Annotated in this window: 23 protein-coding genes; 16 read left to right on the forward strand and 7 right to left on the reverse strand. The window is 42.5% G+C overall.

Annotated elements, in window-relative coordinates:
- The first annotated feature begins 95 nt into the window (after positions 1-95).
- The 14 genes from ispC to tilS all read left to right on the forward strand — a co-directional run bounded on the left by ispC (position 96) and on the right by tilS (position 17,809).
- Positions 96-1,292, forward strand: a complete 1,197-nt coding sequence (gene ispC / locus ACGF49_RS20770; RefSeq protein WP_228900885.1) for a 1-deoxy-D-xylulose-5-phosphate reductoisomerase — start codon at positions 96-98, stop codon at positions 1,290-1,292.
- A 283-nt stretch (positions 1,293-1,575) separates the two neighbouring features.
- Complete coding sequence (gene ispU, locus ACGF49_RS20775; protein WP_228900898.1) at positions 1,576-2,271, forward strand: (2E,6E)-farnesyl-diphosphate-specific ditrans,polycis-undecaprenyl-diphosphate synthase; 696 nt, start codon at positions 1,576-1,578, stop codon at positions 2,269-2,271.
- A gap of 9 nt (positions 2,272-2,280) precedes the next feature.
- Positions 2,281-3,129, forward strand: coding sequence for a phosphatidate cytidylyltransferase (gene cdsA / locus ACGF49_RS20780; RefSeq protein ID WP_112879147.1), 849 nt, complete (start codon positions 2,281-2,283; stop codon positions 3,127-3,129).
- 28 nt (positions 3,130-3,157) lie between these two features.
- Positions 3,158-4,513, forward strand: coding sequence for a sigma E protease regulator RseP (gene rseP, locus ACGF49_RS20785; RefSeq protein WP_113044011.1), 1,356 nt, complete (start codon positions 3,158-3,160; stop codon positions 4,511-4,513).
- Positions 4,514-4,547: 34 nt separating this feature from the next.
- Positions 4,548-6,941, forward strand: a complete 2,394-nt coding sequence (gene bamA, locus ACGF49_RS20790; RefSeq protein ID WP_113044012.1) for an outer membrane protein assembly factor BamA — start codon at positions 4,548-4,550, stop codon at positions 6,939-6,941.
- Positions 6,942-7,051: 110 nt separating this feature from the next.
- Positions 7,052-7,549 carry a molecular chaperone Skp gene (gene skp / locus ACGF49_RS20795; protein ID WP_112894895.1) on the forward strand — a complete coding sequence of 166 codons (498 nt, stop codon included), beginning with the start codon at positions 7,052-7,054 and terminating at the stop codon, positions 7,547-7,549.
- Between the two features lie 3 nt (positions 7,550-7,552).
- Positions 7,553-8,581, forward strand: coding sequence for a UDP-3-O-(3-hydroxymyristoyl)glucosamine N-acyltransferase (lpxD, locus tag ACGF49_RS20800; RefSeq protein ID WP_113044013.1), 1,029 nt, complete (start codon positions 7,553-7,555; stop codon positions 8,579-8,581).
- A 153-nt stretch (positions 8,582-8,734) separates the two neighbouring features.
- Entirely contained in the window at positions 8,735-9,187 is a 453-nt protein-coding gene (gene fabZ / locus ACGF49_RS20805) for a 3-hydroxyacyl-ACP dehydratase FabZ (protein WP_011145059.1), read from the forward strand.
- A 3-nt stretch (positions 9,188-9,190) separates the two neighbouring features.
- The gene (gene lpxA, locus ACGF49_RS20810; RefSeq protein WP_113044014.1) at positions 9,191-9,979 is read left to right on the forward strand and encodes an acyl-ACP--UDP-N-acetylglucosamine O-acyltransferase; all 789 of its coding nucleotides are present in this window, start codon (positions 9,191-9,193) and stop codon (positions 9,977-9,979) included.
- A gap of 4 nt (positions 9,980-9,983) precedes the next feature.
- Positions 9,984-11,168 (forward strand): lipid-A-disaccharide synthase, encoded by a 1,185-nt coding sequence (gene lpxB / locus ACGF49_RS20815; RefSeq protein WP_113044015.1) that lies wholly within the window; start codon positions 9,984-9,986, stop codon positions 11,166-11,168.
- Positions 11,165-11,758 carry a ribonuclease HII gene (gene rnhB, locus ACGF49_RS20820; RefSeq protein ID WP_349010658.1) on the forward strand — a complete coding sequence of 198 codons (594 nt, stop codon included), beginning with the start codon at positions 11,165-11,167 and terminating at the stop codon, positions 11,756-11,758. The genes lpxB and rnhB overlap by 4 nt, the downstream gene beginning before the upstream one ends.
- A gap of 53 nt (positions 11,759-11,811) precedes the next feature.
- Positions 11,812-15,294, forward strand: coding sequence for a DNA polymerase III subunit alpha (dnaE, locus tag ACGF49_RS20825; protein WP_387492550.1), 3,483 nt, complete (start codon positions 11,812-11,814; stop codon positions 15,292-15,294).
- A gap of 13 nt (positions 15,295-15,307) precedes the next feature.
- Positions 15,308-16,267 carry an acetyl-CoA carboxylase carboxyl transferase subunit alpha gene (gene accA, locus ACGF49_RS20830; protein WP_113044018.1) on the forward strand — a complete coding sequence of 320 codons (960 nt, stop codon included), beginning with the start codon at positions 15,308-15,310 and terminating at the stop codon, positions 16,265-16,267.
- A 213-nt stretch (positions 16,268-16,480) separates the two neighbouring features.
- Entirely contained in the window at positions 16,481-17,809 is a 1,329-nt protein-coding gene (tilS, locus tag ACGF49_RS20835) for a tRNA lysidine(34) synthetase TilS (RefSeq protein ID WP_113044019.1), read from the forward strand.
- 32 nt (positions 17,810-17,841) lie between these two features.
- On the opposite strand, the gene rof is transcribed toward tilS, so the two are convergent.
- A complete protein-coding gene (rof, locus tag ACGF49_RS20840; RefSeq protein WP_113044020.1) occupies positions 17,842-18,108 on the reverse strand; it encodes a Rho-binding antiterminator in 267 nt (88 codons plus the stop codon).
- A 334-nt stretch (positions 18,109-18,442) separates the two neighbouring features.
- On the opposite strand from rof, the gene nlpE reads away from it, so the two are divergent.
- A complete protein-coding gene (gene nlpE / locus ACGF49_RS20845; RefSeq protein WP_113044021.1) occupies positions 18,443-19,108 on the forward strand; it encodes an envelope stress response activation lipoprotein NlpE in 666 nt (221 codons plus the stop codon).
- A 107-nt stretch (positions 19,109-19,215) separates the two neighbouring features.
- On the opposite strand, the gene proS is transcribed toward nlpE, so the two are convergent.
- The 6 genes from proS to metN form a co-directional block, all read right to left on the reverse strand.
- Positions 19,216-20,934 carry a proline--tRNA ligase gene (gene proS, locus ACGF49_RS20850; protein WP_387492556.1) on the reverse strand — a complete coding sequence of 573 codons (1,719 nt, stop codon included), beginning with the start codon at positions 20,932-20,934 and terminating at the stop codon, positions 19,216-19,218.
- Positions 20,935-21,059: 125 nt separating this feature from the next.
- The gene (gene tsaA, locus ACGF49_RS20855; protein ID WP_113044023.1) at positions 21,060-21,767 is read right to left on the reverse strand and encodes a tRNA (N6-threonylcarbamoyladenosine(37)-N6)-methyltransferase TrmO; all 708 of its coding nucleotides are present in this window, start codon (positions 21,765-21,767) and stop codon (positions 21,060-21,062) included.
- A complete protein-coding gene (rcsF, locus tag ACGF49_RS20860; protein WP_113044024.1) occupies positions 21,764-22,162 on the reverse strand; it encodes an Rcs stress response system protein RcsF in 399 nt (132 codons plus the stop codon). Before rcsF ends, tsaA begins: the two co-directional genes overlap by 4 nt.
- A 142-nt stretch (positions 22,163-22,304) precedes the next feature.
- A complete protein-coding gene (locus tag ACGF49_RS20865; protein WP_113044025.1) occupies positions 22,305-23,120 on the reverse strand; it encodes a MetQ/NlpA family lipoprotein in 816 nt (271 codons plus the stop codon).
- A gap of 65 nt (positions 23,121-23,185) precedes the next feature.
- The gene (locus tag ACGF49_RS20870) at positions 23,186-23,839 is read right to left on the reverse strand and encodes a methionine ABC transporter permease MetI (RefSeq protein WP_112879164.1); all 654 of its coding nucleotides are present in this window, start codon (positions 23,837-23,839) and stop codon (positions 23,186-23,188) included.
- Positions 23,832-24,863, reverse strand: coding sequence for a methionine ABC transporter ATP-binding protein MetN (metN, locus tag ACGF49_RS20875; protein WP_271867508.1), 1,032 nt, complete (start codon positions 24,861-24,863; stop codon positions 23,832-23,834). Before metN ends, ACGF49_RS20870 begins: the two co-directional genes overlap by 8 nt.
- Before the next feature lie 195 nt (positions 24,864-25,058).
- On the opposite strand from metN, the gene gmhB reads away from it, so the two are divergent.
- Positions 25,059-25,625 (forward strand): D-glycero-beta-D-manno-heptose 1,7-bisphosphate 7-phosphatase, encoded by a 567-nt coding sequence (gene gmhB / locus ACGF49_RS20880; protein ID WP_113044028.1) that lies wholly within the window; start codon positions 25,059-25,061, stop codon positions 25,623-25,625.
- Positions 25,626-25,803: the final 178 nt, after the last annotated feature.

Here is a 25,803-nt window from a genome sequence, read left to right on the forward strand (position 1 = left end):
TTTGTTCGGCATTTCTCTGAAGTCATGAGCGTTCATAGCCAGGCAAATCAGACAAGTATCAATACACATCAAATAAAACAATTCAGAGCATCAGTATGAAAAGGTTGACCATCCTTGGTTCCACAGGTTCCGTAGGCAAAAGTACACTTACTGTAGTTCGCAATAATCCTGATAAATTCAAAGTAACAGCGCTTGCCGCTGGAAAAAATATCCAGGTTATGGCAGAGCAATGTCTGGAGTTTCGGCCTCAATATGCTGCAATGGCGGATGAAGTTTCCGCAAAAGAGTTGCGTCAGCTGCTTATTGAACAAGGTTGTAAAACCGAGGTATTTTTCGGGGAACAGGCTGCGTGTGATTTGGCTGCTTTGAATGATGCAGATCAGGTTATGTCTGGGATTGTTGGTGTGGCTGGTTTATTGCCAACGCTGGCTGCCATCCGGGCGGGTAAACAGATTTTACTTGCTAATAAAGAGTCGCTGATCACCAGCGGTCGGTTTTTTATGGATGCTGTAGCGAAACATAATGCTCAATTATTACCCATTGATAGTGAGCATAATGCTATTTTTCAGAGCTTACCAGAGGTAATACAACGAAACCTTGGGCGCGGAGATCTAAAACAATATGGAATTGCTAATATCATTCTGACAGGATCTGGCGGGCCTTTTCGTCATACCCCTTTGGAGCAATTAGCTTTTGTAACACCGGACCAGGCTTGTGCTCATCCGAATTGGTCGATGGGGCGTAAGATTTCGGTAGATTCTGCGACAATGATGAATAAGGGCTTGGAATATATTGAGGCGTGTTGTCTGTTCAATGCCTCTGCTGCGGAAATGGAAGTAGTAATCCATCCTCAGTCAGTCATTCACTCTATGGTCCGTTATCAGGATGGCAGCGTTATTGCTCAATTAGGAACACCGGATATGTGTACACCCATTGCCTATGCAATGGCATACCCAAATCGTATTGCTTCTGGTGTTGAACCTCTTGATTTTTGTTCTTTAGGTACACTGACGTTCTCGAAACCAGATTATGAACGGTATCCATGTTTGAAACTGGCTATTGAAGCTTGCCACGCAGGTCAGGCTGCAACCACGGCGTTGAATGCAGCGAATGAAGAAATCGTTAAGATTTTTTTACAAAATGGAATCTCTTTCACAGATATTGCAATTATAAACCGGCAGGTTGTAGAAAAACTAAATTTGCCGGAACCTCAGAGCATTGAGGAAGTCTTACAGATTGATAATCTCGCAAGAGATTTAGCTATAAAGATTATTCGTTCATTTATCAGATAGTCTTTGATTGGCAAATGGGTATTTGTCCGCATTTTTACCTGATGGTATAGTTTGCGTATAACTGTTGGTTGATATAATTAACGGTTCAGATTTTGGAAGTTCTCTTCCAGATAATTAGGCTTTTACCCAAGCCGTGGATACCAGACACGGCTTTTTTATGTTTGGATGCCTGAACTTGTAAGAGAATTACCTTGACCAGCAAAGGATTAATTGAGTGATATTATCCAGCGATCATCATCAGAACGATTTATCGTCATTATTACCTAAACATGTTGCCATTATTATGGATGGTAACGGCCGTTGGGCAAAGAAACGAGGGAAATTAAGAGCCTTTGGTCATCGTGCAGGGATTAAAGCGGTACGTAGTGCGGTGAGTTTCTCGGCTAAACATAAAATTGAGTCACTGACGTTGTATGCTTTCAGTAGTGAAAACTGGAATCGGCCGGAACAAGAAGTCAGCTCTTTAATGGAATTATTTATTTTTGCACTAGATAGCGAAATCAAAAGCTTACATAAGCATAATATTAGATTATCTGTTATTGGTGATATCAGCCGGTTCAGTGAGCGTTTACAGGATCGAATCCATCGCTCAGTCAAGTTGACCGCTAATAATACGGGTCTGCAACTTAATATTGCTGCAAATTATGGTGGTCGTTGGGATATTGTTCAAAGTGTTCAGAAAATTGCTCAGCAGATTAAGGATAATTCCCTTGAGCCACAGGATATTACTGAAGAATTAGTTAATAATTATATGAATCTAAGCCAGCAGCCTCAGGTTGATTTGGTCATCAGAACCGGAGGTGAACATCGTATCAGTAATTTTCTGTTATGGCAGATAGCTTATGCAGAATTCTATTTTACCGATATACTCTGGCCTGATTTTGATGAAAACGTTTTTGAAGGTGCAATTAATGCCTTTGCCAAAAGAGAACGCCGGTTTGGCGGAACAATACCAGACGATGCCGATGTGGGATCATAGGAGGAACTCTTGCTGAAGTACCGCCTTATAACGGCTGTGATATTAATCCCTCTTGTGATTGCCGCTCTGTTTTTGCTGCCACCAGTAGCGTTTGGGTTGGTGATTATTGCTGTTTCAGCCCTTGCTGCATGGGAATGGGGGCAATTCGCTGGCTTATTTAACCAAAAGAAACGGGCTATTTTGGCCGTTCTGTTTGCTATTGGTTTATTGGCCTTACAATATACTCTGCCAGATTTCACTGATTTGATTGGACAACCACAAATCACTTTTATCTTATGGGGGGGAATGATTTGGTGGATTGTCGCGACGCTTCTGGTTGTTACCTATCCTTCTTCCGCTGTAATTTGGAAGAGCTCCATTTTATTGCGCCTTTTGTTTGGTGTCCTGACATTAGTGCCGTTTTACTGTGGAATGATGGTGTTACGGACTCAGGGATATGATGATAATTCATATTATGGTGCATGGTGGTTATTGTATGTCATGTTGCTAGTGTGGGGAGCGGATTCCGGTGCTTATCTCTTCGGACGTACTTTAGGTAAACGTAAAATGGCACCGAAAGTTTCTCCAGGAAAAACGCTGGAAGGATTAATGGGGGGGTTAATGACAGCGGCCATTATTTCATGGTTGTTTGGGAAATATGCTCCAGTACCTGCAATGCCTGAAAAACTCATGTTGTGTTCTGCTATTGTTGTTATCGCTTCTGTATTTGGTGATTTGACTGAGAGTATGTTCAAACGTGAATCGGGTATTAAGGATAGCAGCCAGCTAATTCCGGGACATGGCGGTGTTATGGATCGTATTGATAGCCTGACGGCTGCGATCCCTGTTTTTACTGGCCTAATGTTGCTGGTATTTTGATCTCTATGTTTGACGGTGTTTGAAGAATATGATGGGAATTCTCTGGAATCTGGCGGCTTTTATTATTGCGCTAGGGATATTGATCACTGTGCATGAGTTTGGCCATTTTTGGGTGGCCAGAAAGTGTGGTATTCACGTTGAACGTTTCTCCATTGGTTTTGGTAAAGCTCTATGGCGGCGTACAGATCGTCAAGGAACTGAATATGTTATAGCCCTTATTCCACTGGGGGGATATGTGAAAATGCTTGATGAGCGTGTTTCACCTGTTTCTCCTGAACACCGTCATATGGCATTCAATAATAAAACACTTGGTCAGCGTGCCGCGGTAGTCAGTGCCGGGCCAATTGCTAACTTTTTATTGGCGGCTGTGGTTTATTGGTTGGTGTTTATTATTGGTGTGCCGGCAATACGTCCTGTTGTTGCGGATATCAAACCAGATTCTATCGCTGCGCAAGCAAATATTTCATCGGGAATGGAACTAAAATCCGTAGATGGTATCGAAACGCCTGATTGGAATTCAGTTCGTTTTGCTTTGGTAGGTAAGATAGGTGACGATAACATGACTGTTCAGGTTATCTCTCCAGGCTCATCATATCCGGTGGAGAAAACGTTGGATTTGCAGCAATGGAGCTTTGATCCGGATAAGCAGGATCCTGTGTTGTCACTAGGGATTATGCCTGTTGGTCCTCGTTTGGATTCTCTGGTGGAAAAAGTTATCCCTGGCTCCGCAGCAGAAAAAGCGGGTTTGCAAAAGGGAGATAGGATAGTTAAAGTCGGTGACCAGGAAATAGATACTTGGCATACTTTTACATCCTTTGTCAGCAATAATCCGAATGTCCCGCTGGAACTTTCCGTGGATCGGGTTGGTCATATTATTTCTCTCTCTATGACGCCGGAAGCAAGACAACAGTCTGGTGGCAGGAAAGTTGGTTTTGCCGGTGTGGAACTGCGAGTTGTGCCATTAGCCGATGAATATAGAATCGTTCAGCAATACGGGCCTTTCTCTGCCATGTATCAGGCAGGAGATAAGACTTGGCAACTGATGCGATTAACTGTCAGTATGATTGGTAAGCTGATCGTTGGTGATGTGAAAATTAACAACCTGAGTGGTCCTATCTCTATCGCTAAAGGGGCGGGGGTGTCGGCTGATTCCGGCTTGGTGTATTATTTGATGTTTTTGGCGCTAATAAGTGTCAATCTTGGGGTTATTAATCTGATCCCATTACCTGTGTTAGATGGTGGACACTTGCTCTTCTTGTTTATCGAAAAGATAAAAGGTGGGCCAGTTTCCGAGCGTGTACAAGACTTCAGCTATCGCATCGGTGCCGTAGTACTGGTGTTATTGATGGGGCTTGCACTTTTCAATGATTTCTCCCGTTTTTAAAGCGGAAGACTAGTTAGGAAGACGCATTACAACGATGGCGATGAAAAAGTTACTCATAGCGTCGCTGCTGTTTGGCAGCGCCACTGCATACGGTGCAGACGGATTCGTAGTTCAGGATATTCACTTTGAAGGTCTTCAACGCGTCGCCGTAGGTGCAGCATTACTGAATATGCCAGTTCGCGTAGGTGATACGGTCAGCGATGAAGATATCGGTCGTACCATTCATGCACTATTTGCTACTGGTAACTTTGAAGACGTTCGTGTCCTGCGTGATGGCAATACACTTATTGTTCAGGTAAAAGAACGGCCGACTATTGCCAGCATCACTTTCTCTGGCAATAAATCGGTGAAAGATGACATGTTGAAACAAAACCTTGAGGCATCTCATGTTCGGATCGGAGAAGCCCTTGACCGTACGATGTTGTCCAATATCGAAAGAGGGTTGGAGGATTTCTATTATAGTGTGGGTAAATACAACGCTAGTGTAAAAGCGGTTGTTACGCCACTTCCACGTAACCGTGTCGATTTGAAACTGGTTTTCGCTGAAGGTGTTTCGGCAAAAATCCAGCAAATTAACATTGTTGGTAATAAATCATTTTCTTCTGATGAGTTATTGAATCGTTTCCAACTTAGAGATGATGTGCCGTGGTGGAATCTGACTGCCGATCAGAAATATCAGAAACAAAAACTGACTGGTGACCTTGAAGCATTGCGCAGTTTTTACCTTGATCGCGGTTATGCCCGTTTTAACATTGATTCGACTCAGGTCAGTTTGACGCCAGATAAAAAAGGTATTTATGTCACGATAAATATAACTGAAGGTGATCAATACAAAATATCAGGTATTGACCTGAACGGTAATATGGCGGGTTATCAGTCTGAAATTACTAAACTGGCTGTCATTGAGCCTGGATCTCTGTATAACGGGACTCAGGTGACTAAAATGGAAAATGATATCAAGAACTTGCTTGGTCGCTATGGTTATGCTTACCCACGAGTAATGACGCAACCTGAAATCAATGATCAAGACAAGACAGTAAAACTGCATGTCAATATTGATGCAGGTAACCGTTTCTATGTTCGTAAAATTCGTTTCTCTGGTAATGACACCACTAAAGATTCCGTTCTACGTCGTGAAATGCGTCAGATGGAAAGAGCATGGTTAGGAAGTGATCTGATTGAACTGGGTAAAGAGCGTCTTAACCGTTTGGGTTATTTCGAAACGGTAGATGTTGAAACTCAGCGTGTACCAGGCAGCCCTGATCAGGTAGATGTCGTTTATAAAGTGAAAGAACGTAATACCGGCTCTTTGAACTTTGGTGTTGGTTTTGGTACAGAAAGCGGCGTTAGTTTCCAGATTGGTGCTCAGCAAGATAACTGGTTAGGTACAGGTAATGCTGTGGGGATTAATGCCAGTAAGAACGATTATTCAACCTATGCAGAGCTCTCCTTCACTGATCCATACTTCACAGTTAATGGAGTGAGTCTTGGTGGCCGGGTATTCTACAACGATTTCAGGGCTGATGATGCTGAATTATCCGGCTATACTAACCAAAGTTACGGTATAGATGGTTTCCTCGGTTTTCCGATTAATGAAAATAACTCTCTGCGTTTTGGATTAAATTATATTCATAACTCGCTGTCTGATATGCTTCCGCAGGCTGCAATGTGGCGTTATCTGAATTCTATGGGAGAGAAACCAGATTATAAAAGTAAAGCTGAGTTCAAAGCAGATGACTTTGCTTTGAATGTAGGTTGGACATATAACAACCTTGACCGTGGTTTCTTCCCAACATCCGGGGTGAAATCGACACTGAATGGTAAAGTGACTATTCCTGGTTCGGATAATAACTTCTATAAAGTGACTCTTGACACCTCTGCGTATTATCCGATTAATGATGATCATACTTGGGTGATTTTGGGGCGCAGCCGTTTAGGCTATGGTGATGGATTAGGTGGTAAAGAGTTACCATTCTATGAAAACTTTTATGCAGGTGGCTCCAGTACGGTTCGTGGTTTCCGTTCTAACAATATCGGTCCTAAGGCTATTTACCTGAATAAAGACGGGCTGCCTAAGAAAGATAGCCCATCTCGCGATGCGGTGGGGGGGAACGCAATGGCGGTAGCCAGCCTTGAGTTGATTACGCCAACGCCATTCCTCGATAGTAAGTATTCGAATTCTGTCCGAACTTCATTCTTTATTGATTCAGGTACGGTTTGGGATACTTATTGGAATGATTCTGCTGCGATGAAGAGCAGTGGTATACCTGATTACAGTAAACCAGGTAATATCCGTGTTTCTGCGGGTATTGCATTGCAATGGATGTCTCCTTTAGGTCCGCTGGTGTTCTCTTATGCTAAGCCGATCAAAGATTACGAAGGTGATAGATCGGAGCAATTCCAATTTAATATTGGCAAAACCTGGTGATAATGCGTTTTTATCTTATTATTGATAGAGCAAGCTCTGAAATCGTAGGTTTCAGAGCATTAACTAAGTTTTCCAATAGGTTACAGATAGCGTGGTTTAAGGAGTTTATAGTGAAAAAATGGTTGTGTGCAGCAAGCTTTGGTATTGCATTAGCTTTCTCTGTTGGTGCTCAGGCAGCAGACAAAATTGCCGTTGTAAATGTTGGTGAGATTTTCCAGCAGCTACCAGCCCGCGAAGCTGTTGTGAAGCAGTTGGAAAATGAGTTTAAAAACCGCGCATCTGAATTGCAACGGATGGAAACTGACTTGCAGTCCAAGATCCAGAAATTACAGCGCGATGGCTCCACTATGAAATCCAGTGAACGTACTAATCTGGAAAAAGAGGTGATGGCTAAGCGTGAAGAATTTGGCAAAAAAGCCCAAGCTTTTGAACAAGATCACCGTCGTCGCGAGATGGAAGAGCGCAACAAAATTCTAAGTCGTATCCAGGACGCAATCAAAGTGGTTGCTGGCAAAGAAGGCTATGATGTCGTTATTGATGCGAATGCTGTTGCTTATTCAGTATCTGGCAAAAATATTACTGCAAGTGTATTAAAACAGGTTAAATAATAGATGTCTTCAATTCGATTGGCTGATTTAGCTCAGCAGTTGAATGCACAATTACATGGTGATGACGATATTGTTATCACCAGTATTGCACCAATGCATTCGGCCAATAGCGAACAGATCACTTTTTTGTCTGACAGTCGTTACCGTGAACGTTTAGGTGAATGTCAGGCTGCCGCTGTTGTTCTCCAGGCGTCAGATCTTCCTTATTGCAATATTCCGGCGTTGGTTGTCGATAATCCTTATCTGGCATATGCCTATATGGCTCAGATTATGGATACAACACCGGTTCCCGCACAGGATATTCACCCTTCTGCGGTGATTTCACCTCAGGTAATTTTGGGTAAAAACGTTGCTGTTGGAGCCAATGCGGTTATCGAATCTGGCGTTGTCCTTGGCGATAATGTTGTTATCGGTGCAGGCTGCTTTATTGGTAAAAATGCGCGTATTGGCGCGGGAACTCGTCTCTGGGCGAATGTCTCTGTTTATCATAATGTTGAAATGGGTGAACAGTGTTTGATTCAGTCAGGAACAGTGATCGGGTCTGATGGTTTTGGCTATGCGAATGATCGTGGTAAATGGGTTAAAATCCCTCAATTAGGTTCAGTCATTATTGGTGACCGGGTTGAGATTGGTGCCTGTACAACTATCGATCGAGGAGCTTTGGATAATACCATTATTGGTAATGGTGTCATTATCGATAACCAGTGTCAGATTGCTCATAATGTTATCATTGGTGACAATACGGCGGTTGCTGGCGGTGTGGTCATGGCCGGTAGTCTGAAAATTGGTTGTTACTGTATGATTGGTGGCGCCAGTGTCATTAATGGACATATGGAAATCTGTGATAAGGTAACAGTCACGGGGATGAGTATGGTGATGCGTCCTATCACTGAACCTGGTGTATACTCCTCTGGAATTCCGGCACAACCAAATAAAGTTTGGCGTAAGACGGCAGCTTTAGTCATGAATATCAATGAAATGAATAAACGTCTTAAGTCAATGGAGAGTAAGCTGGAAGACGAAAACGAGTAATTGCACTATATTTAATTTAATTGCACTATATTTAATTGCACTATATTTTTGGTTGTGTCTTATTTTTGCGGCCTGCCTGGGAACTCTGGATTTGGGGTTTAAGCGGGCCGTGTCGTTAATACAATTAGTCCTTTTGACAGGAAGAGTATTTAGATGAGTGATAATCATACTCTGCACATTGAAGAAATTTTAGATCTACTTCCACATCGTTATCCGTTTTTATTAGTGGATCGCGTGCTTGATTTTGAGGAAGGTAAATTCTTACGTGCAGTAAAAAACGTATCTTTTAACGAACCCTTCTTTCAGGGGCATTTTCCCGGCAAACCTATTTTCCCAGGCGTTCTGATCCTTGAAGCTATGGCACAGGCCACCGGAATTCTGGCATTTAGGAGTGTGGGTAAGCTAGAGCCAAATGAGCTCTATTATTTTGCCGCTATCGATGGTGCCCGCTTTAAACGCCCGGTAGTACCTGGGGATCAAATGATATTAGAAGTAGAATTTATTAAGGAGCGTCGAGGGGTTGCGCGTTGTAGAGGCGTAGCGAAAGTCGATGGAGAAATAGCTTGCGAAGCAGAAATGATGTGTGCTCGCCGTCGTGAGGTTTAGCCCATGATTGATGAAACCGCTTATATACATCCTAGCGCTATTGTAGAAGATGGTGCGGTTATTGGTGCCAATGTTCGTATTGGGCCGTTTTGTTGTATTGGCTCTCAGGTTGAAATTGGCGAAGGTACAGAGCTGAAGTCTCATGTTGTTGTCAATGGAATAACCAAAATCGGCCGTGATAACCAGATTTTTCAGTTTGCTTCTATTGGCGAAATGAATCAGGACCTGAAATATCACGGTGAACCAACCCGAGTTGAAATTGGTGATCGTAACCGTATCCGCGAAAGTGTCACCATTCATCGTGGCACTGTGCAAGGTGGCGGTGTAACGAAAATCGGTAATGATAATTTGTTGATGATTAATGCCCATATTGCTCATGACTGTATTGTCGGTGATCGTTGTGTCATTGCTAATAATGGTACTTTGGGGGGGCATGTTATCCTGGGTGATTATGTCATCATTGGTGGTATGAGTGCGATTCATCAGTTTTGTCAGATTGGCTCTCATGCTATGGTGGGCGGGTGTTCCGGTGTGGTACAGGATATTCCGCCATACGTTATTGCTCAGGGGAATCATGCAACACCTTTTGGCACTAATGTCGAAGGGCTGAAACGCCGTGGTTTTGATAAAGATTCATTGAATGCAATTAGAAATGCGTACAAGATTTTGTATCGTAACGGAAAAACGTTAGAAGAAGCACAACAAGAAATTGCTGAGATGGCTGAAAATAATCAGTATGTAAAAATCTTCAGCGATTTTCTGGCAAATTCTACCCGTGGCATTGTCCGTTAAGTAGATGAAGGATACCCCTTTGGCTACCATTTCTACTATTGATAGTCTGCGCCCGTTGACTATTGGATTAATCGCCGGAGAAACCTCCGGTGATATCCTTGGAGCAGGTTTAATTCGTGCATTAAAAGCTAAAGTACCTAATGCCCGTTTTGTTGGTGTGGCAGGCCCTCTTATGCAGGCTGAAGGTTGTGAAGCTTGGTATGAGATGGAAGAGCTAGCAGTAATGGGGGTTGTCGAAGTTCTCGAACGTTTGCCTCGTTTACTGAAAATACGTAAGGATCTGACAACCCGTTTCACGGAACTAAAACCTGATGTGTTTGTGGGCATCGATGCGCCGGATTTCAATATTACTCTAGAAGGTCGGTTAAAACAGCGGGGCATCCGCACCATTCATTATGTTAGTCCGTCGGTATGGGCTTGGCGGCAGAAACGTGTTTTCAAAATTGGTAAAGCCACAGATATGGTTCTGGCTTTCTTACCTTTTGAAAAAGCGTTTTACGATAAGTTTAATGTTCCGTGCCGGTTTATTGGACATACCATGGCGGATGCTATGCCATTGCAACCCAATAAAGTGACGGCACGTGAGCTATTAGGTATTCTGCCAGAGTCTGTTTGCTTGGCTTTATTGCCGGGGAGTCGCCATTCTGAGGTTGAGATGCTGAGTGCGGATTTTCTTAAAACTGCTCAGTTATTGAAGCGAAACATACCTGATCTGCATGTATTTGTGCCGTTGGTGAATGCTAAACGGCGTGAACAATTTGAGCGCATTAAGCAAGAAGTTGCGCCAGAGCTGAATGTTCATCTTGTGGATGGCAAAGCGAGAGAAATCATGATCGCAAGTGATGCTGCACTTTTGGCCTCTGGTACTGCTGCTCTGGAATGTATGTTGGCGAAATGTCCAATGGTAGTTGGTTATCGGATGAAGCCATTGACTTTCTGGTTGGCAAAACGCTTGGTAAAAACGCCTTATGTTTCATTGCCTAACTTATTATCCGGTGAAGAGTTAGTTAAAGAATTATTGCAGGAAAAATGTCAGCCGCAAAAACTGGTAGATGAGTTGTTGCCGTTACTACAAGGCAGTGAAAAAGTTGAAGCATTGAAACAGACATTTTTACATTTGCATGAAAGCATTCGTTGTAATGCTGACGAACAGGCAGCACAAGCCGTGTTGGAATTGGCAGGAAAATGATGGAATTTATATATCCTCAGGCAAGTTTGATTGCTGGAGTTGATGAAGTTGGTCGAGGTCCATTAGTGGGTGCGGTTGTGACTGCGGCTGTTATTTTAGATCCATTACAGCCGATAGTTGGTTTGGCTGATTCTAAAAAACTTAGTGAAAAACGCCGTGAGGCACTGTATCTGGAGATCACAGAAAAAGCATTGTGCTGGAGCTTGGGGCGTGCAGAACCGGCAGAAATTGATCAATTGAATATCCTGCATGCAACTATGCTTGCGATGCAAAGGGCTGTGGCTAATTTGCCTATTTCTCCTGAATATGTGCTGATTGATGGTAACCGTTGCCCTAAATTACCTATGCCGGCACAAGCGGTGATAAAAGGAGATGGACTGGTTGCTGAAATCAGTGCCGCTTCTATTGTGGCGAAAGTTACCAGAGATCGGGAAATGGCTGAACTTGATCAACTGTTTCCTGAATATGGATTTGCTAAGCATAAAGGCTACCCGACAGCATTTCATTTAGAAAAGTTGGTTTGGTTGGGAGCGACAGAACATCATCGTAAAAGTTTTGCGCCGGTTAAGAGAGCAATTGGCCTTAAATAAACTTGTTGACTGAATATAGCTATTCTTCAAATTAATATCATCTGGATAAATATATGGCCGAACCCCGTTTTGTGCACTTACGTGTTCACAGCGACTATTCAATGATTGATGGCTTAGCCAAAACCAGCCCTTTAGTGAAAAAGGTTGCGCAATTAGGTATGCCGGCTTTTGCGATCACTGATTTTACTAATTTGTGTGGACTGGTGAGATTTTACGGCAGTGCTCATGGAGCAGGAATAAAACCGATTATTGGTGCTGATTTTTATGTAGAAAGTGAACTGCTTGGTGATGAGCACGCTAGCCTGACCATTCTTGCGCGCAATAATACGGGTTACCATAACCTGACATTGCTGATATCAGAGGCTTATCAGAAGGGATATGGTGCGATTGGTCCGACAATTAAACAGGAATGGCTGATAAACCATAAAGAAGGGCTAATTCTGCTCTCCGGTGGTCGTATGGGGGATGTGGGTAAATTCCTGCTACGTGGTAATCAGGCTATGGTGGACCAATGCCTTGAGTTTTATCAGGAGCATTTTCCCGACTGTTATTATTTGGAGCTGATTCGTACTGGTCGTGCAGATGAAGAAAGTTATCTTCATGCGGCGGTTGCATTGGCAACGGAAAAAAGCCTGCCTGTTGTTGCAACTAATGAGGTTTGTTTCATTGATAGCGAAGATTTCGATGCTCATGAGATTCGCGTAGCGATTCATGATGGCTATACCTTGGCTGACCCTAAACGTCCGAAAAATTACAGTCCTCAGCAATATCTGCGTAGTGAACAGGAAATGTGTGAGCTATTCGCTGATATTCCTGAAGCGCTGGAAAACAGTGTAGAAATTGCTAAGCGCTGTAATGTCACTATTCGCCTTGGTGAATATTTCCTGCCGCAATTCCCTACGGGAGAAATGAGTACTGAAGATTATCTGATAGATAAATCTAAACAAGGGTTGGAAGAGCGTTTAGCATTTCTCTATCCGGATCCTAAAGTACGCGCAGAAAAACGTCCTGAATATGATGAGAGACTTGATATTGAACTTCGGGTTATCAACCAGATGGGATTCCCGGGCTACTTCCTGATCGTGATGGAATTTATTCAGTGGTCGAAAGACAACGGTGTTCCTGTTGGTCCAGGACGTGGTTCGGGAGCAGGTTCTCTGGTGGCTTATGCCCTAAAAATAACCGATCTCGATCCTTTGGAATTTGATCTGCTATTTGAACGATTCCTTAACCCTGAACGTGTTTCCATGCCCGATTTTGACGTCGATTTTTGTATGGAAAAACGCGATCTAGTGATTGATCATGTGGCTGATATGTATGGTCGTAATGCCGTATCTCAGATCATTACATTCGGTACAATGGCAGCGAAAGCGGTAATTCGGGATGTTGGCCGTGTGCTAGGGCATCCATACGGATTTGTTGATAGGATTTCCAAATTGATACCGCTTGATCCCGGTATGACGTTGGAGAAAGCATTTGCCGCGGAGCCACAACTTCCTGAAATCTATGAAGCGGATGAGGAAGTTAAGGCACTGATAGATATGGCGCGTAAATTGGAAGGTGTCACTCGTAATGCCGGGAAACACGCGGGGGGGGTGGTTATTGCCCCAACTAAGATCACCGATTTTTCGCCTCTCTATTGTGATCCGGAAGGTTTAAACCCGGTTACTCAGTTTGATAAAAACGATGTGGAATATGCAGGGTTGGTGAAATTTGACTTCCTCGGACTGAGGACACTGACCATTATCAACTGGGCATTGGAGATGATCAACGCGCGTAGAGCGAAGAAAGGTCTAGAGCCGATTGATATTGCAGCGATTCCGCTGAATGATGCTAAAAGCTTTGATATGTTGCAACGCGCTGAAACAACAGCGGTATTTCAGCTTGAATCCCGTGGTATGAAGGATCTGATTAAACGCCTGCGTCCCGACTGCTTCGAAGATATGATCGCACTTGTCGCTTTATTCCGTCCAGGTCCCTTGCAATCAGGCATGGTGGATAACTTCATTGATCGCAAACATGGCCGGGAAGAGCTCTCATACCCAGATATACAGTGGCAGCACGAATCTTTACAGCCTGTGTTGGAGCCAACTTACGGCATCATCCTTTATCAAGAACAAGTGATGCAGATTGCTCAGGTGCTGGCGGGATATACTCTCGGTGGTGCAGATATGCTCCGACGGGCGATGGGTAAGAAAAAGCCGGAGGAGATGGCTAAGCAGCGTTCTGTCTTTGAAGAAGGTGCAAAGAAACTGGGTATTAATGGCAAACTGGCAATGAAAATCTTTGACCTAGTAGAGAAGTTTGCTGGTTATGGATTTAACAAATCTCACTCTGCTGCGTATGCCTTGGTTTCTTACCAGACTTTATGGTTGAAAGCGCATTACCCGGCTGAATTCATGGCTGCGGTGATGACTGCTGATATGGATAATACAGAAAAAGTCGTTGGGTTGATTGATGAATGCTGGCGCATGGGGCTGAAAATCTTACCACCTGATATTAATAGTGGTTTGTATCATTTCCACGTTAATGATGATGGGGAGATCGTATATGGAATCGGCGCAATTAAAGGGGTAGGTGAAGGGCCGATTGAAGCGATCATCGAAGCTCGTCAGAAAGATGGTTATTTTAGAGAACTGTTTGATTTATGTGCCCGCGTTGACACCAAGAAGTTAAATCGCCGAGTGATGGAAAAACTGATCATGTCAGGAGCATTTGACCGTTTAGGGCCGCACCGTGCAGCACTGATGTCTTCGTTGGAAGATGCGCTAAAAGCGGCAGATCAACACGCTAAAGCAGAAGCTACTGGTCAGACTGATATGTTTGGTGTATTAGCTGAAGCGCCAGAAGAAGTGGAACGCTCTTATGCCAATATTTCTCAATGGCCAGAACAGATCGTTCTTGATGGTGAACGGGAAACGCTAGGTCTCTATTTAACTGGGCATCCTATCACCCGTTATTTAAAAGAAATTGAGCGCTATACTAGTGGATTGAGGTTAAAAGATGTGAATCCAACCCCGCGCGGTCAAGTAACGACTGTGATAGGTTTGGTGTTAGCATCCAAAGTGATTATAACCAAACGAGGTAACCGGATTGGTATTTGTACTTTAGATGATCGTTCAGGACGTCTAGAAGTTATGTTATTTTCCGATGCCTTGGAGAAATATCGGCATTTGCTAGAACAAGACCGGATATTAATCGTTACAGGTCAGGTCAGCTTTGATGATTTCAATGGTGGTCTTAAAATGACAGCCCGTGAATTAATGGATATTAGTGAAGCGCGTGAAAAATATGCGCGTGGGCTTGCTATCTCGCTGTCAGACAGGCAAATTGATGATCAATTGTTGAGCCGTCTTCGTAGTGCATTGGAACCACATCGTTCGGGAACGATACCGGTTCATCTTTATTACCAGAGGGAAGACGCCCGCGCCCGTTTAAGATTTGGCGCGACGTGGAGGGTAACGCCAACGGATAACCTTCTGACAGATTTGCGAACTCTGCTGGGTAATGAGCAGGTAGAATTAGAATTTGACTAAAATTAGGAATGTTATGAGTCTGAATTTTCTTGAATTTGAACAGCCGATTGCCGAGCTGGAAGCGAAAATTGATTCGCTAACCGCAGTTAGCCGTCAAGGTGAAAAATTAGATATAAATCTGGATGAAGAAATACAACGTTTGCGGGAAAAAAGTCTGGAATTGACTCGCAAAATTTTTTCAGATTTAGGTGCTTGGCAAATTGCTCAGCTTGCTCGTCACCCACGTCGTCCTTATACGTTGGATTATGTTCAGCATATTTTTACTGATTTTGAAGAGCTTGCTGGTGATCGTGCTTATGCTGATGACAAAGCAATTGTAGGTGGTCTGGCTCGTATTGATGGACGTCCAGTGATGGTGATTGGTCACCAAAAAGGCCGTGAAACCAAAGAAAAAATTCGCCGTAATTTCGGTATGCCAGCGCCAGAAGGTTATCGTAAGGCTTTGCGCCTGATGGAAATGGCCGAGCGTTTTAAACTGCCAATTATTACTTTCATTGATACTCCTGGTGCATATCCAGGGGTTGGTGCAGAAGAGCGTGGTCAATCTGAGGCGATAGCTCGCAACTTGCGTGAAATGTCCCGCTTGTCGGTGCCTGTTATTTGTACTGTGATTGGTGAAGGTGGCTCTGGTGGTGCACTGGCGATTGGTGTTGGTGATAAAGTGAATATGTTGCAATATAGTACTTATTCTGTTATTTCCCCAGAAGGTTGTGCCTCAATTTTGTGGAAAAGCGCGGAAAAAGCACCTTTGGCGGCAGAAGCAATGGGGATCACTGCACCTCGTTTGAAAGAACTAGAATTGATCGATTCTGTGATTTCAGAGCCATTAGGTGGCGCTCATCGTGACTATGAAGCAATATCCACGTCGTTGAAAGCTCAGTTGTTGATTGACTTGGCAGAGCTTGATCATTTGACATCTGAAGAGTTAATCAACCGCCGATATCAGCGTTTGATGCAATATGGTTATTGTTGATATCTGAACTCATTGTTTGAATGGAGGGATGGAAATGATTGTAACTGATAAATTTCAGCTACTTCCATCCCTACTGTTTCTGCTTTCTTTATTTATTTTGTATTTTTAATGAAAGTGACGGAAAACGTTATTAACGGGTAGTGATTTTAAACTGAATAAAATAGGCGATAACAAATTCATATTATTGCACATTAGAGAACGCTTGAATCTGTAATGACAAACATTAATGAGAGACTATTTGTCACTTTGGCTAAACAGCTTGGTGAATATAAGAAAATCCTGGTTGGATTCAGTGGTGGGTTAGATTCCTCTGTTTTGCTTCATTTGTTGGTTAATTGGCGTAATCAACATAATCAGAAAATTCAACTAAGGGCAATACATATTCATCACGGTTTAAACCTAAAAGCAGATCAGTGGGTTGAACATTGTCAGCTGATCTGTGATGACTGGCAAGTGGAGTTTCATTCTGCAAGAGTAACGATAGATGCTCGTCAAAAGGGGATTGAGGCTGCTGCTCGTGATGCTCGATATCAGGTATTCAAGCGCGAATTACAAAAAGACGAAGTTTTGGTAACAGCTCAACATCTTGATGATCAGGCGGAAACTTTTTTACTGGCATTAAAGCGAGGTAGTGGTCCGGCAGGTCTTGCTTCTATGCCTTCAATCGCTGTATTTGCTGATACATTATTGTTACGTCCATTACTTGACTACAGCCGAAATGAATTGGAAATGTATGCCAGTAAACATCGTCTGAATTGGATTGAAGACGACAGTAATCAAGATGATCGTTATGACAGAAATTTTCTGCGCTTACATATTATGCCGTTACTAAATCAACGTTGGCCGCATTTCCCTCAAGTTGCTGCTCGTAGTGCAAGTTTATGTGGTGAACAAGAGCAGCTTCTAGATGAATTACTGAATGAGTCTTTGAAAGAGCTGATAACCCAAGATGGTGCTTTGGGTATTTCGTCTTTGGCTGTATGTTCAGAAGCCAAACGAAATGCTTTGTTACGCCGTTGGTTTGGTTACCATGAGATGAAAATGCCTTCACGAGAGCAGCTTAACCGGCTTTGGTATGAGGTGGCTCTGGCTCGTACTGATGCTGAGCCTCGGCTACAATTTGGTAAATATGATGTACGCCGTTATAAGCAAAAACTCTGGTTGGTTCCTCAGTGGAAATCTTTGAGAGAGACTATTCTTGAGTGGGATATTTGCAATACTTTGGTATTACCTGATCGCTTAGGAGAATTGAATATTTCTGATTGCGGTATTCAAGTAAGGGCCCCGGCTGATAATGAACGAGTGACTATTCGCTTTGGTGTCCAGGGAATGATAAGTATTGTGGGGCGTCAACACTCCCGGCATAGTAAAAAATTGTGGCAAGAGCTTGGGGTTGCTCCGTGGCTTAGAGAGCGAATTCCATTGCTTTATTACAACGAACAATTGATAGCGGCGTTAGGTGTTTTTGTCACCAAGGAAAGTGAAGCGGCAGAAGGAAGGAAGATGTTAACAATGAACTGGCATAAAACGCTGTTAAAATAAAAAGTTAAGCCGCCAAAGGCGGCTGTTTTCTATCAAGATTCAGAGTATTCAATAATAATAGTACCAATTTTAGGGTGACTAAAACTAGCAATATGATCTAACCGCAATTCACGGGATTTACCTTCTGTTTCAATTATCAAGTATTCAACTTTTTTTCTTAAAACCAAATCACAGGCTTTTCCTTCAATAACTTCCCCACACCGCAACTTTATGTGGAGGTGGAGCTGATGTTGGCAAGTTGACTCAAGATTGTCGTAGTCGTCACAGTTAATTGGTTGATATTCAGTATTTATAGACATATTCGCTCACCACTATGGTTAGTGGCGGTTATTGCCGCCCGTGGTTGTTAAAAATTGTAACTCAAAAGCACTATTAATGACTATAGCACAGGAAATCAATCGTGATTAATGAATAACTTTGGTTATTCATTCTGAACAGTAAGTAAATAAAAGTCTTATTTCACAGCAAGTTCCTGACAGAAGTATTAAAATTGGCCCACGTTATTTTGCTATTATTGAGTAACATCCTTAAGAAGGACAGTATTTACTCTATTAAGCTTGAGTAATCGCTATGTTCCTTGTGTTACTTATAAGATGAGAATTATAGAGCTCATTATACTGTGTGGAGATAAATGTGAATAAAAAACTTTTGACAGCGTTAGTTGCTGTGGGCGTATCTGCTTTGATGGGATGTAAAGGTAACTCAGCACAGCAAATGAATTCACAGCCAGTAGATCAGACTTTTCATGGTGCTCTTCCTTGCGCGGATTGTTCTGGTATTGATACCACATTGTTATTGGATAATGACGGTACTTATATTCTGGAACAAACTTATATTGACACTCGTGATGGTGACCAGTCGTTCTTTGAATCCGGTCTATGGGCGAAAGATGGAGAGAAAATTCGTCTGACAAAATCGGACGACCAGAAAACTTATTATCTGTTGAAAGGTGAAAACTTGGTAATGCTGGATATTGAAGGCAATAAAATTGAATCATCATTCAATTATGAACTGCAACGGGTAAAACCGAAGAAACTGGCGGGTGAATACAGTTATATGGCTGATGCTGCTTTGTTTACAGATTGTAGTACAGGTAAGCGGTATGCTGTAACGGAAAGTCTGGATTTGGAGCAAGGCTATCACCAAGTCGGTGTGGAAGGTGGAACGCCGGTTTATGTTGAAGTTGAAGGCTATTACAGCGTCCGACCTTCAATGGAAGATGGGCAATTTGATCCTGCCCTGATTCAGACGGGTAAAATCCATTTCGATAAATCGAAATCTTGTAATATGAAGAAATAATTCTAGCTTCAGTATGAATGGTGATAATGGGCTAAGAAGCGTAAAATCCTCTGTTGCGACATGACCATTATCACCATACTATTCAATAAGTGATTGAAAAATCCAAATTAACAACCAAGTTGTTGCTTCAGGTAATCAACAACATCGTCTAGTTTCAGCATCTGTTTTTCATCACCGCGGCGATGTTTATATTCTACTTCGCCATTATCAAGATTACGGTCACCAATAACGACAGTGTGTGGTACACCGATAAGCTCCATATCGGCAAACATCACGCCTGGGCGTTCCTTGCGATCATCAAAAATAACATCAATACCGCTAGCGCGTAGATCGGCATACAGTTTCTCTGCAACTTCTTTAACACGGTATGACTTGTGCATATTCATTGGCAAAATAGCAACTTGGAATGGTGCAATTGCATCAGGCCAGATGATACCGCGGTCATCGTGATTTTGTTCAATCGCTGCGGCGACAATACGAGTGACGCCAATACCATAACAGCCCATAGTGACTATCTGATTGTGGCCGTCTTCGCCTTGAACAGTCGCTTTCATGGCATCAGAATATTTGGTGCCAAGCTGGAAGATATGGCCCACTTCAATACCACGTTTGATGAGCAATGTACCTTTACCATCCGGGCTAGCATCACCTTCAACAACATTGCGGATATCAGCAACTTCTGGTACCGGTAGATCGCGTTCCCAGTTGATACCGAAATAGTGTTTGTCATCGATATTGGCACCTGCGCCAAAATCACTCATCACTGCCACACTGCGATCAATAATAACGGGTATTGGCAGATTGACAGGTCCCAATGAACCTGGGCCTGCACCAACAATTGAGCGAATTTCTTCTTCGGTGGCAAAAGCCAGTGGGCTGGCAACTAAAGATAATTTCTCTGCTTTGATTTCATTAAGTTCATGGTCGCCGCGAACCAGTAAGGCGATCAATTTATGACTTGTTCCTTCTGCTGCGTGAACCATCAGGGTTTTAACTGTTTTCTCAATTGGCAGATTGAATTGCTCAACCAGTTCAGCAATTGTTTTTGCGTTTGGAGTATCTACCAGATGCATCTCTTTTGTTGGTACTGCGCGATCATGAGCGGGGGCAACAGCTTCGGCTAATTCAATATTGGCTGCGTAATTGGATTCAGTGGAGAAGACGATATCATCTTCTCCACTGGCTGCCAGAACCTGAAATTCATGAGAAGCACTACCACCGATGGAACCGGTATCAGCCAGAACAGCACGAAAATCCAAACCTATACGGGTAAAAATTTTGCTGTAGGCTTCATACATGTTGTCATAAGTTTCTTGTAATGATGCTTGGGTAGCATGGAAAGAGTAAGCATCTTTCATTAGGAATTCACGGGAGCGCATCACGCCAAAACGAGGGCGAACTTCATCGCGAAATTTAGTCTGGATCTGGAATAGAGTCAGGGGTAACTGCTTATATGAGCTGACTTCATTGCGGATCAGATCAGTGATGACCTCTTCATGAGTTGGACCTAGTACAAAAGGACGATCACCTCGGTCAACAAAACGCAGTAACTCTGGACCATATTGTTCCCAGCGGCCACTTTCTTGCCATAGATCTGCCGGTTGTACGACAGGCATAGATATTTCAATCGCTCCGGTATTGTTCATCTCTTCTCGAACAATTTTTTCGACTTTTTTGAGTACACGGATACCTGTAGGCATCCAATTGTACAGACCTGAAGCGAGCTTACGGATCATGCCCGCGCGAAGCATCAGCTTATGGCTGACAACCTCCGCATCGGCAGGAGTCTCTTTTAATGTAGAGAGCAGATATTGGCTAGTACGCATTGTTAGGTTCCATTAGAGCAGCAAATTGCTTCTGACTGGCAGAAATTTGCCAGCCAATAAAAAAACGAAAATAGGCCTTTAGTCTACCAGTGAGTTTAAGATGCCAAAAGGGTATATGCTGATTTTTAATGGGGATCTATAGAGACCACTTCGGTCAATGTGCCACATATTTTCCAGCGCACATTAAAATCCAGTAAATGAGCAGCATACTCCCGATTTTCCTGTTCTCTTCTCCGGTAAGCAGGACGAGGATCCTGGGCTAAAATTTGACTGATAAAACGGCGTAAATTCGGATAAATATTTTGAATTGAGATTAGCTGTTGCTCAGCGGTAGGCGAAAATACCACTTCCATATCGGTAGAAGGGGCTTGCTGTGCAAAACCCGCCACTGCATGAGGCTGACATTCAGCGAAAGGTAGATAAGGCTTAATATCGATAACAGGCGTACCATCAATTAAATCCAGGCTACCCAGTTCCAGAGTAACTCGACCTTTCCTGTATTCGATCCCTTTAAGTTCAATCAGAGACATGCCAATTGGATTAGGCCGAAAAGTCGAACGGGTTGCGAATACGCCCATTTTTGCATTGCCACCTAAACGAGGAGGACGCACCATTGGCTTCCAGCCGCCTTCTATTGTTTGATGGAAGATGAAAATAACCCACAGATGACTAAATTGTTCCAGACCACGAACTGCATCCGGTTGATTATAGGGAGGAAGAAGTACCAGTTTCCCTCCACCATCTTCAATAAGACCTGGTTGGCGGGGGACGGCAAATTTTTCTTTATAAGGGGAGCGGATAACCCCTATCTGCGTGAAATGGAAATCGATCATTGGGTGATAAGCAGGGCTGAACCTTCACATATTGCTATCTGGTAGCATCCTTGGCCTGATAATATTTCGCATTGATGCAATAAAACAGCGTTAGCATTCAAATAAGCTGCTTTGGTTATCATCTGGTTGCGAGCCTCGGTGATATTTGCTGGTGGATCCTGTAAGGAACTACGACACGATTGACCAGAAACAATCCCTAAATCTTTAAATAAGACACCTAATAATTCTTCACTCTTGGTATATAACTTTACGGATGAAGAGAAATGTTTTTTTTCTCCGGTTGATAGTTTTGTGTGCCTCATATCTGATAACTGGGAAGAGTCAGGAAATGTTGTTTGTTGTACTGAACATCCAGTTATGGACAGTGCTAGTAAAGAGGCAAGTAGCCTACGCATGATAGATCCTCGAATTTTTACTGTTAGAGTTAAGCGAGTCGATCAGGTTAACAAAAAATACCGAAAACATGATGCCATAATAAATCAGGCGGACAACCTGTCCGCCTGATTATTCTAATATCGATGAACGTAATATGAAAGATTACCAACCTTTCACTGCACCACCATTAAAGATCTTATTGGCAGCTTCATCAACTTCGTCTGATTGATATGCCTTAACGAATTTCTTAACATTTTCAGCATCTTTATTATCTTCTCTACTAACCAGTAGGTTTACATATGGAGAATCTTTATCTTCAACAAATAAACCATCTTTTGCTGGAGTCAGACCAATCTGGCTTGCATAGGTTGTATTAATGATTGCGAGAGCAATTTTTTGATCATCCAGTGAACGTGGCAATTGTGGTGCTTCCAATTCGACTAGTTTTAAATTCTTAGGATTTTCAACAACGTCTAGAACCGTTGGTAATAAGCCTATGCCATCTTTCAATTTAATTAAACCTTGTTTCTGCAACAGTAATAAAGAGCGGCCTAAGTTCGTTGGATCGTTTGGTAACGCAATTTGGGAACCATCCTGCAATTCATCTAGAGATTTAATTTTTTTGGAATAACCCGCAATTGGATAAACAAAAGAGTTGCCAACTGTGACCATCTTATAACCACGATCTTTGATTTGCTGATCCATATAGGGTTTGTGCTGGTATGCATTCAGATCAATATCGCCTTTGCTCAGTGCTTCGTTTGGCAATACAAAATCATTAAAGGTTACCAGTTCTACATCAAGACCATATTTATCTTTAGCGACTTTTTTTGCAATTTCAGCCACTTCCTGTTCTGCACCAACGATAACGCCTACTTTAATATGGTTTGGATCTTGTTTTTCTTGCCCGCAGCCAGGCAAAATTAATGAGCCTAAAAGAGCGCTGATAGTTGCGATGGTTTTTAATTTAACAGACATACTTTACCCCTATAGAATACTGACTTATTAGCACCGACACAGGTACTGCTATTAAAATAATCTTGTTATTTACGTGTTGTGGCCTTGACTAAATGGTCACCACTTAATTGAATTAAATAAACTAAAATAACCAGTAACACTAATACGGTATTCATTACTGTTGCATTATAGCCGATATATCCGTATTGGTAACCAATCTGGCCTAATCCGCCCGCACCTACAGCACCTCCCATTGCAGAATAACCGACTAAAGTTATGAGGGTAATTGTGGCTGCATTGAGCAAACCAGGTAATGCTTCAGGTAACAGAATTTTCTTTATAATCTGGAATGGGGTTGCTCCCATTGCTCTAGCAGCTTCAATTAGTCCCGATGGAATTTCTAATAAAGCATTTTCCACCATACGGGCAATAAATGGTGCAGCACCTATGGTTAATGGGACAATGGCGGCCTGTAAACCGATCGATGTTCCCACAATTAGCCTGGTAAAAGGAATCATCCACACCAGTAAAATAATAAATGGGATAGAACGGAAAATATTAACTACCGCTGAAAGAAAACGATAGAGTTTACTATTTTCCATAATTTGATCGGGACGGGTGACATATAGCAATACACCTATCGGCAGCCCGATAATGAAGCCAAAGAAACCAGAAACAAAAGTCATTACTAGAGTTTCCCAGACGCCTTTAGCCAGTAATAAAATCATTCCTTCAGACATAACCGAGAACCTCTACTTTCACATGATGATCTTGTAAAAACTTAATCGTTGACTCAACGCCACCATTTTCACCGTGTAATTCAGCTAACATCACACCAAATTTTACGCCACCGGCATAGTCGATTTGAGAACTTAATATATTCATATCAATATCAAAACGACGTACCGCCATTGAAATCAGTGGGGCATCTACAGACTGACCGGTAAACTCTAATTTCAATAATGGACTAAGATTTGGTGCTGGGTGGCTTTGCATTTTTTGTACATAATCTTCAGGGACATCCAGATGCAAAGTTGACTGAATAAATGCCTGAGCGATAGGTGTCTTGGGATGAGAGAATACTTCACTTACAATGTCTTGTTCAATCAGTTGTCCGCCACTGATAACGGCTACTTGGTCACAAATACGTTTGACGACATCCATTTCATGTGTAATTAACAGAATAGTTAGCCCTAAACGGCGATTAATATCTTTCAATAATTCTAGAATAGAACGAGTTGTTGCAGGATCTAGAGCGCTGGTTGCTTCATCACATAAAAGTACTTTAGGTGAATTAGCTAGGGCACGGGCAATAGCAACACGTTGCTTCTGTCCGCCAGAGAGATTTGCTGGATAGGCATCATGCTTATCTGTAAGACCAACAAGCTCTAATAACTCGTCTACCCGTTTTTTGATTTCGGCCTTTGGAATGTTATCCAATTCCAAAGGTAAGGCTATGTTGCCAAACACTGTTCTTGAAGACAGTAAATTGAAGTGCTGGAAAATCATGCCGATACGACGACGTGCACGAGTTAAATCACTATCAGACAAGATAGTTAAATCCTGACCATTAACCAATACTTGCCCGGAAGTTGGACGTTCAAGCATATTTACACAGCGAATTAGTGTACTTTTACCTGCGCCGGATGAGCCAATAACACCGTAAATTTGCCCTTGCGGAACATGTAGGCTGATATCTGAAAGCGCATTAATAGAATGGGCACCCTGCTGGAATATTTTATTGATATGTAACAGTTTTATCATTTTTATTCTTATTTATTTTTATAAAAATTTTGAAAATTGATAGCTTGAACATTTTTGAGAAAGCAAACCACCTGTTGAATTGGATGTTAAGGTGTCTAGACGTCTAAGTCAACTATGAATAAATTAATTGCTGCATTCTCATTCATGGCTAAATCGTGCGATACTGGGGGCTTCTTACATTTTTGGAGCAATCGGGTGACACAAGGTATTCCTGCCGTATTTTTAGATCGTGACGGAACAATAAATATCGATCATGGTTATGTACATGAAATAGATGATTTTCAATTTATCGATGGTGTCATTGAAGCCATGATTGAATTGAAAAAGATGGGGTATGCACTGGTGTTAGTCACAAACCAGTCAGGTATTGCCCGTGGAATTTTCGATGAAGAGCAGTTTTTGCAACTGACGGAATGGATAGATTGGTCGCTAGCAGACCGTGGTGTGGATTTGGATGGCATTTATTATTGCCCTCATCACCCAGATGCAACTGAAGAGCAATATAAGAAGAGTTGTGACTGCCGTAAACCGCAGCCGGGTATGTTGCTGGATGCGCAGAGGGAGCTTGGTATAGATATGACTGCTTCTTTTATGATTGGTGACAAACTCGAAGATATGCAAGCAGCGACGCTGGCAAAAATTGGCACTAAGGTATTAGTTCGTACAGGTAAACCCGTTAACACTGAAGCTGAACAAGCGGCTAATTTGATAATAAATAGTCTTGCAGACTTACCTAAAGCAATTAAAGGCATCAAAAAATAGGTTTTTTGTTCTTTATATCATCATTTTGTTGAAAAAATCCTCAAATAAAAGTTTTTTTCAAATAAACGCTTGCCAGCGTCAAAGAACGCCCTATAATGCGCCACCACTGACCGACACAACGCTGATAAACATTGTGAGGTCGGGCAGAGAAAAAGCTAATAAGCGCTTGACTCTGCGG

This window comes from Photorhabdus sp. RM96S (assembly GCF_042879335.1).
GTDB classification, from domain to species: Bacteria; Pseudomonadota; Gammaproteobacteria; order Enterobacterales; family Enterobacteriaceae; genus Photorhabdus; species Photorhabdus kayaii.

What these genes read in the sequence shown, in the direction of transcription:
- ispC (WP_228900885.1), top strand. Translation starts at nt 96, where the DNA reads ATGAAAAGGTTGACCATCCTTGGTTCCACAGGTTCCGTAGGCAAAAGT.
- ispU (WP_228900898.1), top strand. Translation starts at nt 1,576, where the DNA reads ATGGATGGTAACGGCCGTTGGGCAAAGAAACGAGGGAAATTAAGAGCC.
- rseP (WP_113044011.1), top strand. Translation starts at nt 3,158, where the DNA reads ATGATGGGAATTCTCTGGAATCTGGCGGCTTTTATTATTGCGCTAGGG.
- bamA (WP_113044012.1), top strand. Translation starts at nt 4,548, where the DNA reads ATGGCGATGAAAAAGTTACTCATAGCGTCGCTGCTGTTTGGCAGCGCC.
- lpxD (WP_113044013.1), top strand. Translation starts at nt 7,553, where the DNA reads ATGTCTTCAATTCGATTGGCTGATTTAGCTCAGCAGTTGAATGCACAA.
- fabZ (WP_011145059.1), top strand. Translation starts at nt 8,735, where the DNA reads ATGAGTGATAATCATACTCTGCACATTGAAGAAATTTTAGATCTACTT.
- lpxA (WP_113044014.1), top strand. Translation starts at nt 9,191, where the DNA reads ATGATTGATGAAACCGCTTATATACATCCTAGCGCTATTGTAGAAGAT.
- lpxB (WP_113044015.1), top strand. Translation starts at nt 9,984, where the DNA reads ATGAAGGATACCCCTTTGGCTACCATTTCTACTATTGATAGTCTGCGC.
- rnhB (WP_349010658.1), top strand. Translation starts at nt 11,165, where the DNA reads ATGATGGAATTTATATATCCTCAGGCAAGTTTGATTGCTGGAGTTGAT.
- dnaE (WP_387492550.1), top strand. Translation starts at nt 11,812, where the DNA reads ATGGCCGAACCCCGTTTTGTGCACTTACGTGTTCACAGCGACTATTCA.
- accA (WP_113044018.1), top strand. Translation starts at nt 15,308, where the DNA reads ATGAGTCTGAATTTTCTTGAATTTGAACAGCCGATTGCCGAGCTGGAA.
- tilS (WP_113044019.1), top strand. Translation starts at nt 16,481, where the DNA reads ATGACAAACATTAATGAGAGACTATTTGTCACTTTGGCTAAACAGCTT.
- rof (WP_113044020.1), bottom strand. Translation starts at nt 18,108, where the DNA reads ATGTCTATAAATACTGAATATCAACCAATTAACTGTGACGACTACGAC.
- proS (WP_387492556.1), bottom strand. Translation starts at nt 20,934, where the DNA reads ATGCGTACTAGCCAATATCTGCTCTCTACATTAAAAGAGACTCCTGCC.
- tsaA (WP_113044023.1), bottom strand. Translation starts at nt 21,767, where the DNA reads ATGATCGATTTCCATTTCACGCAGATAGGGGTTATCCGCTCCCCTTAT.
- rcsF (WP_113044024.1), bottom strand. Translation starts at nt 22,162, where the DNA reads ATGCGTAGGCTACTTGCCTCTTTACTAGCACTGTCCATAACTGGATGT.
- ACGF49_RS20865 (WP_113044025.1), bottom strand. Translation starts at nt 23,120, where the DNA reads ATGTCTGTTAAATTAAAAACCATCGCAACTATCAGCGCTCTTTTAGGC.
- ACGF49_RS20870 (WP_112879164.1), bottom strand. Translation starts at nt 23,839, where the DNA reads ATGTCTGAAGGAATGATTTTATTACTGGCTAAAGGCGTCTGGGAAACT.
- metN (WP_271867508.1), bottom strand. Translation starts at nt 24,863, where the DNA reads ATGATAAAACTGTTACATATCAATAAAATATTCCAGCAGGGTGCCCAT.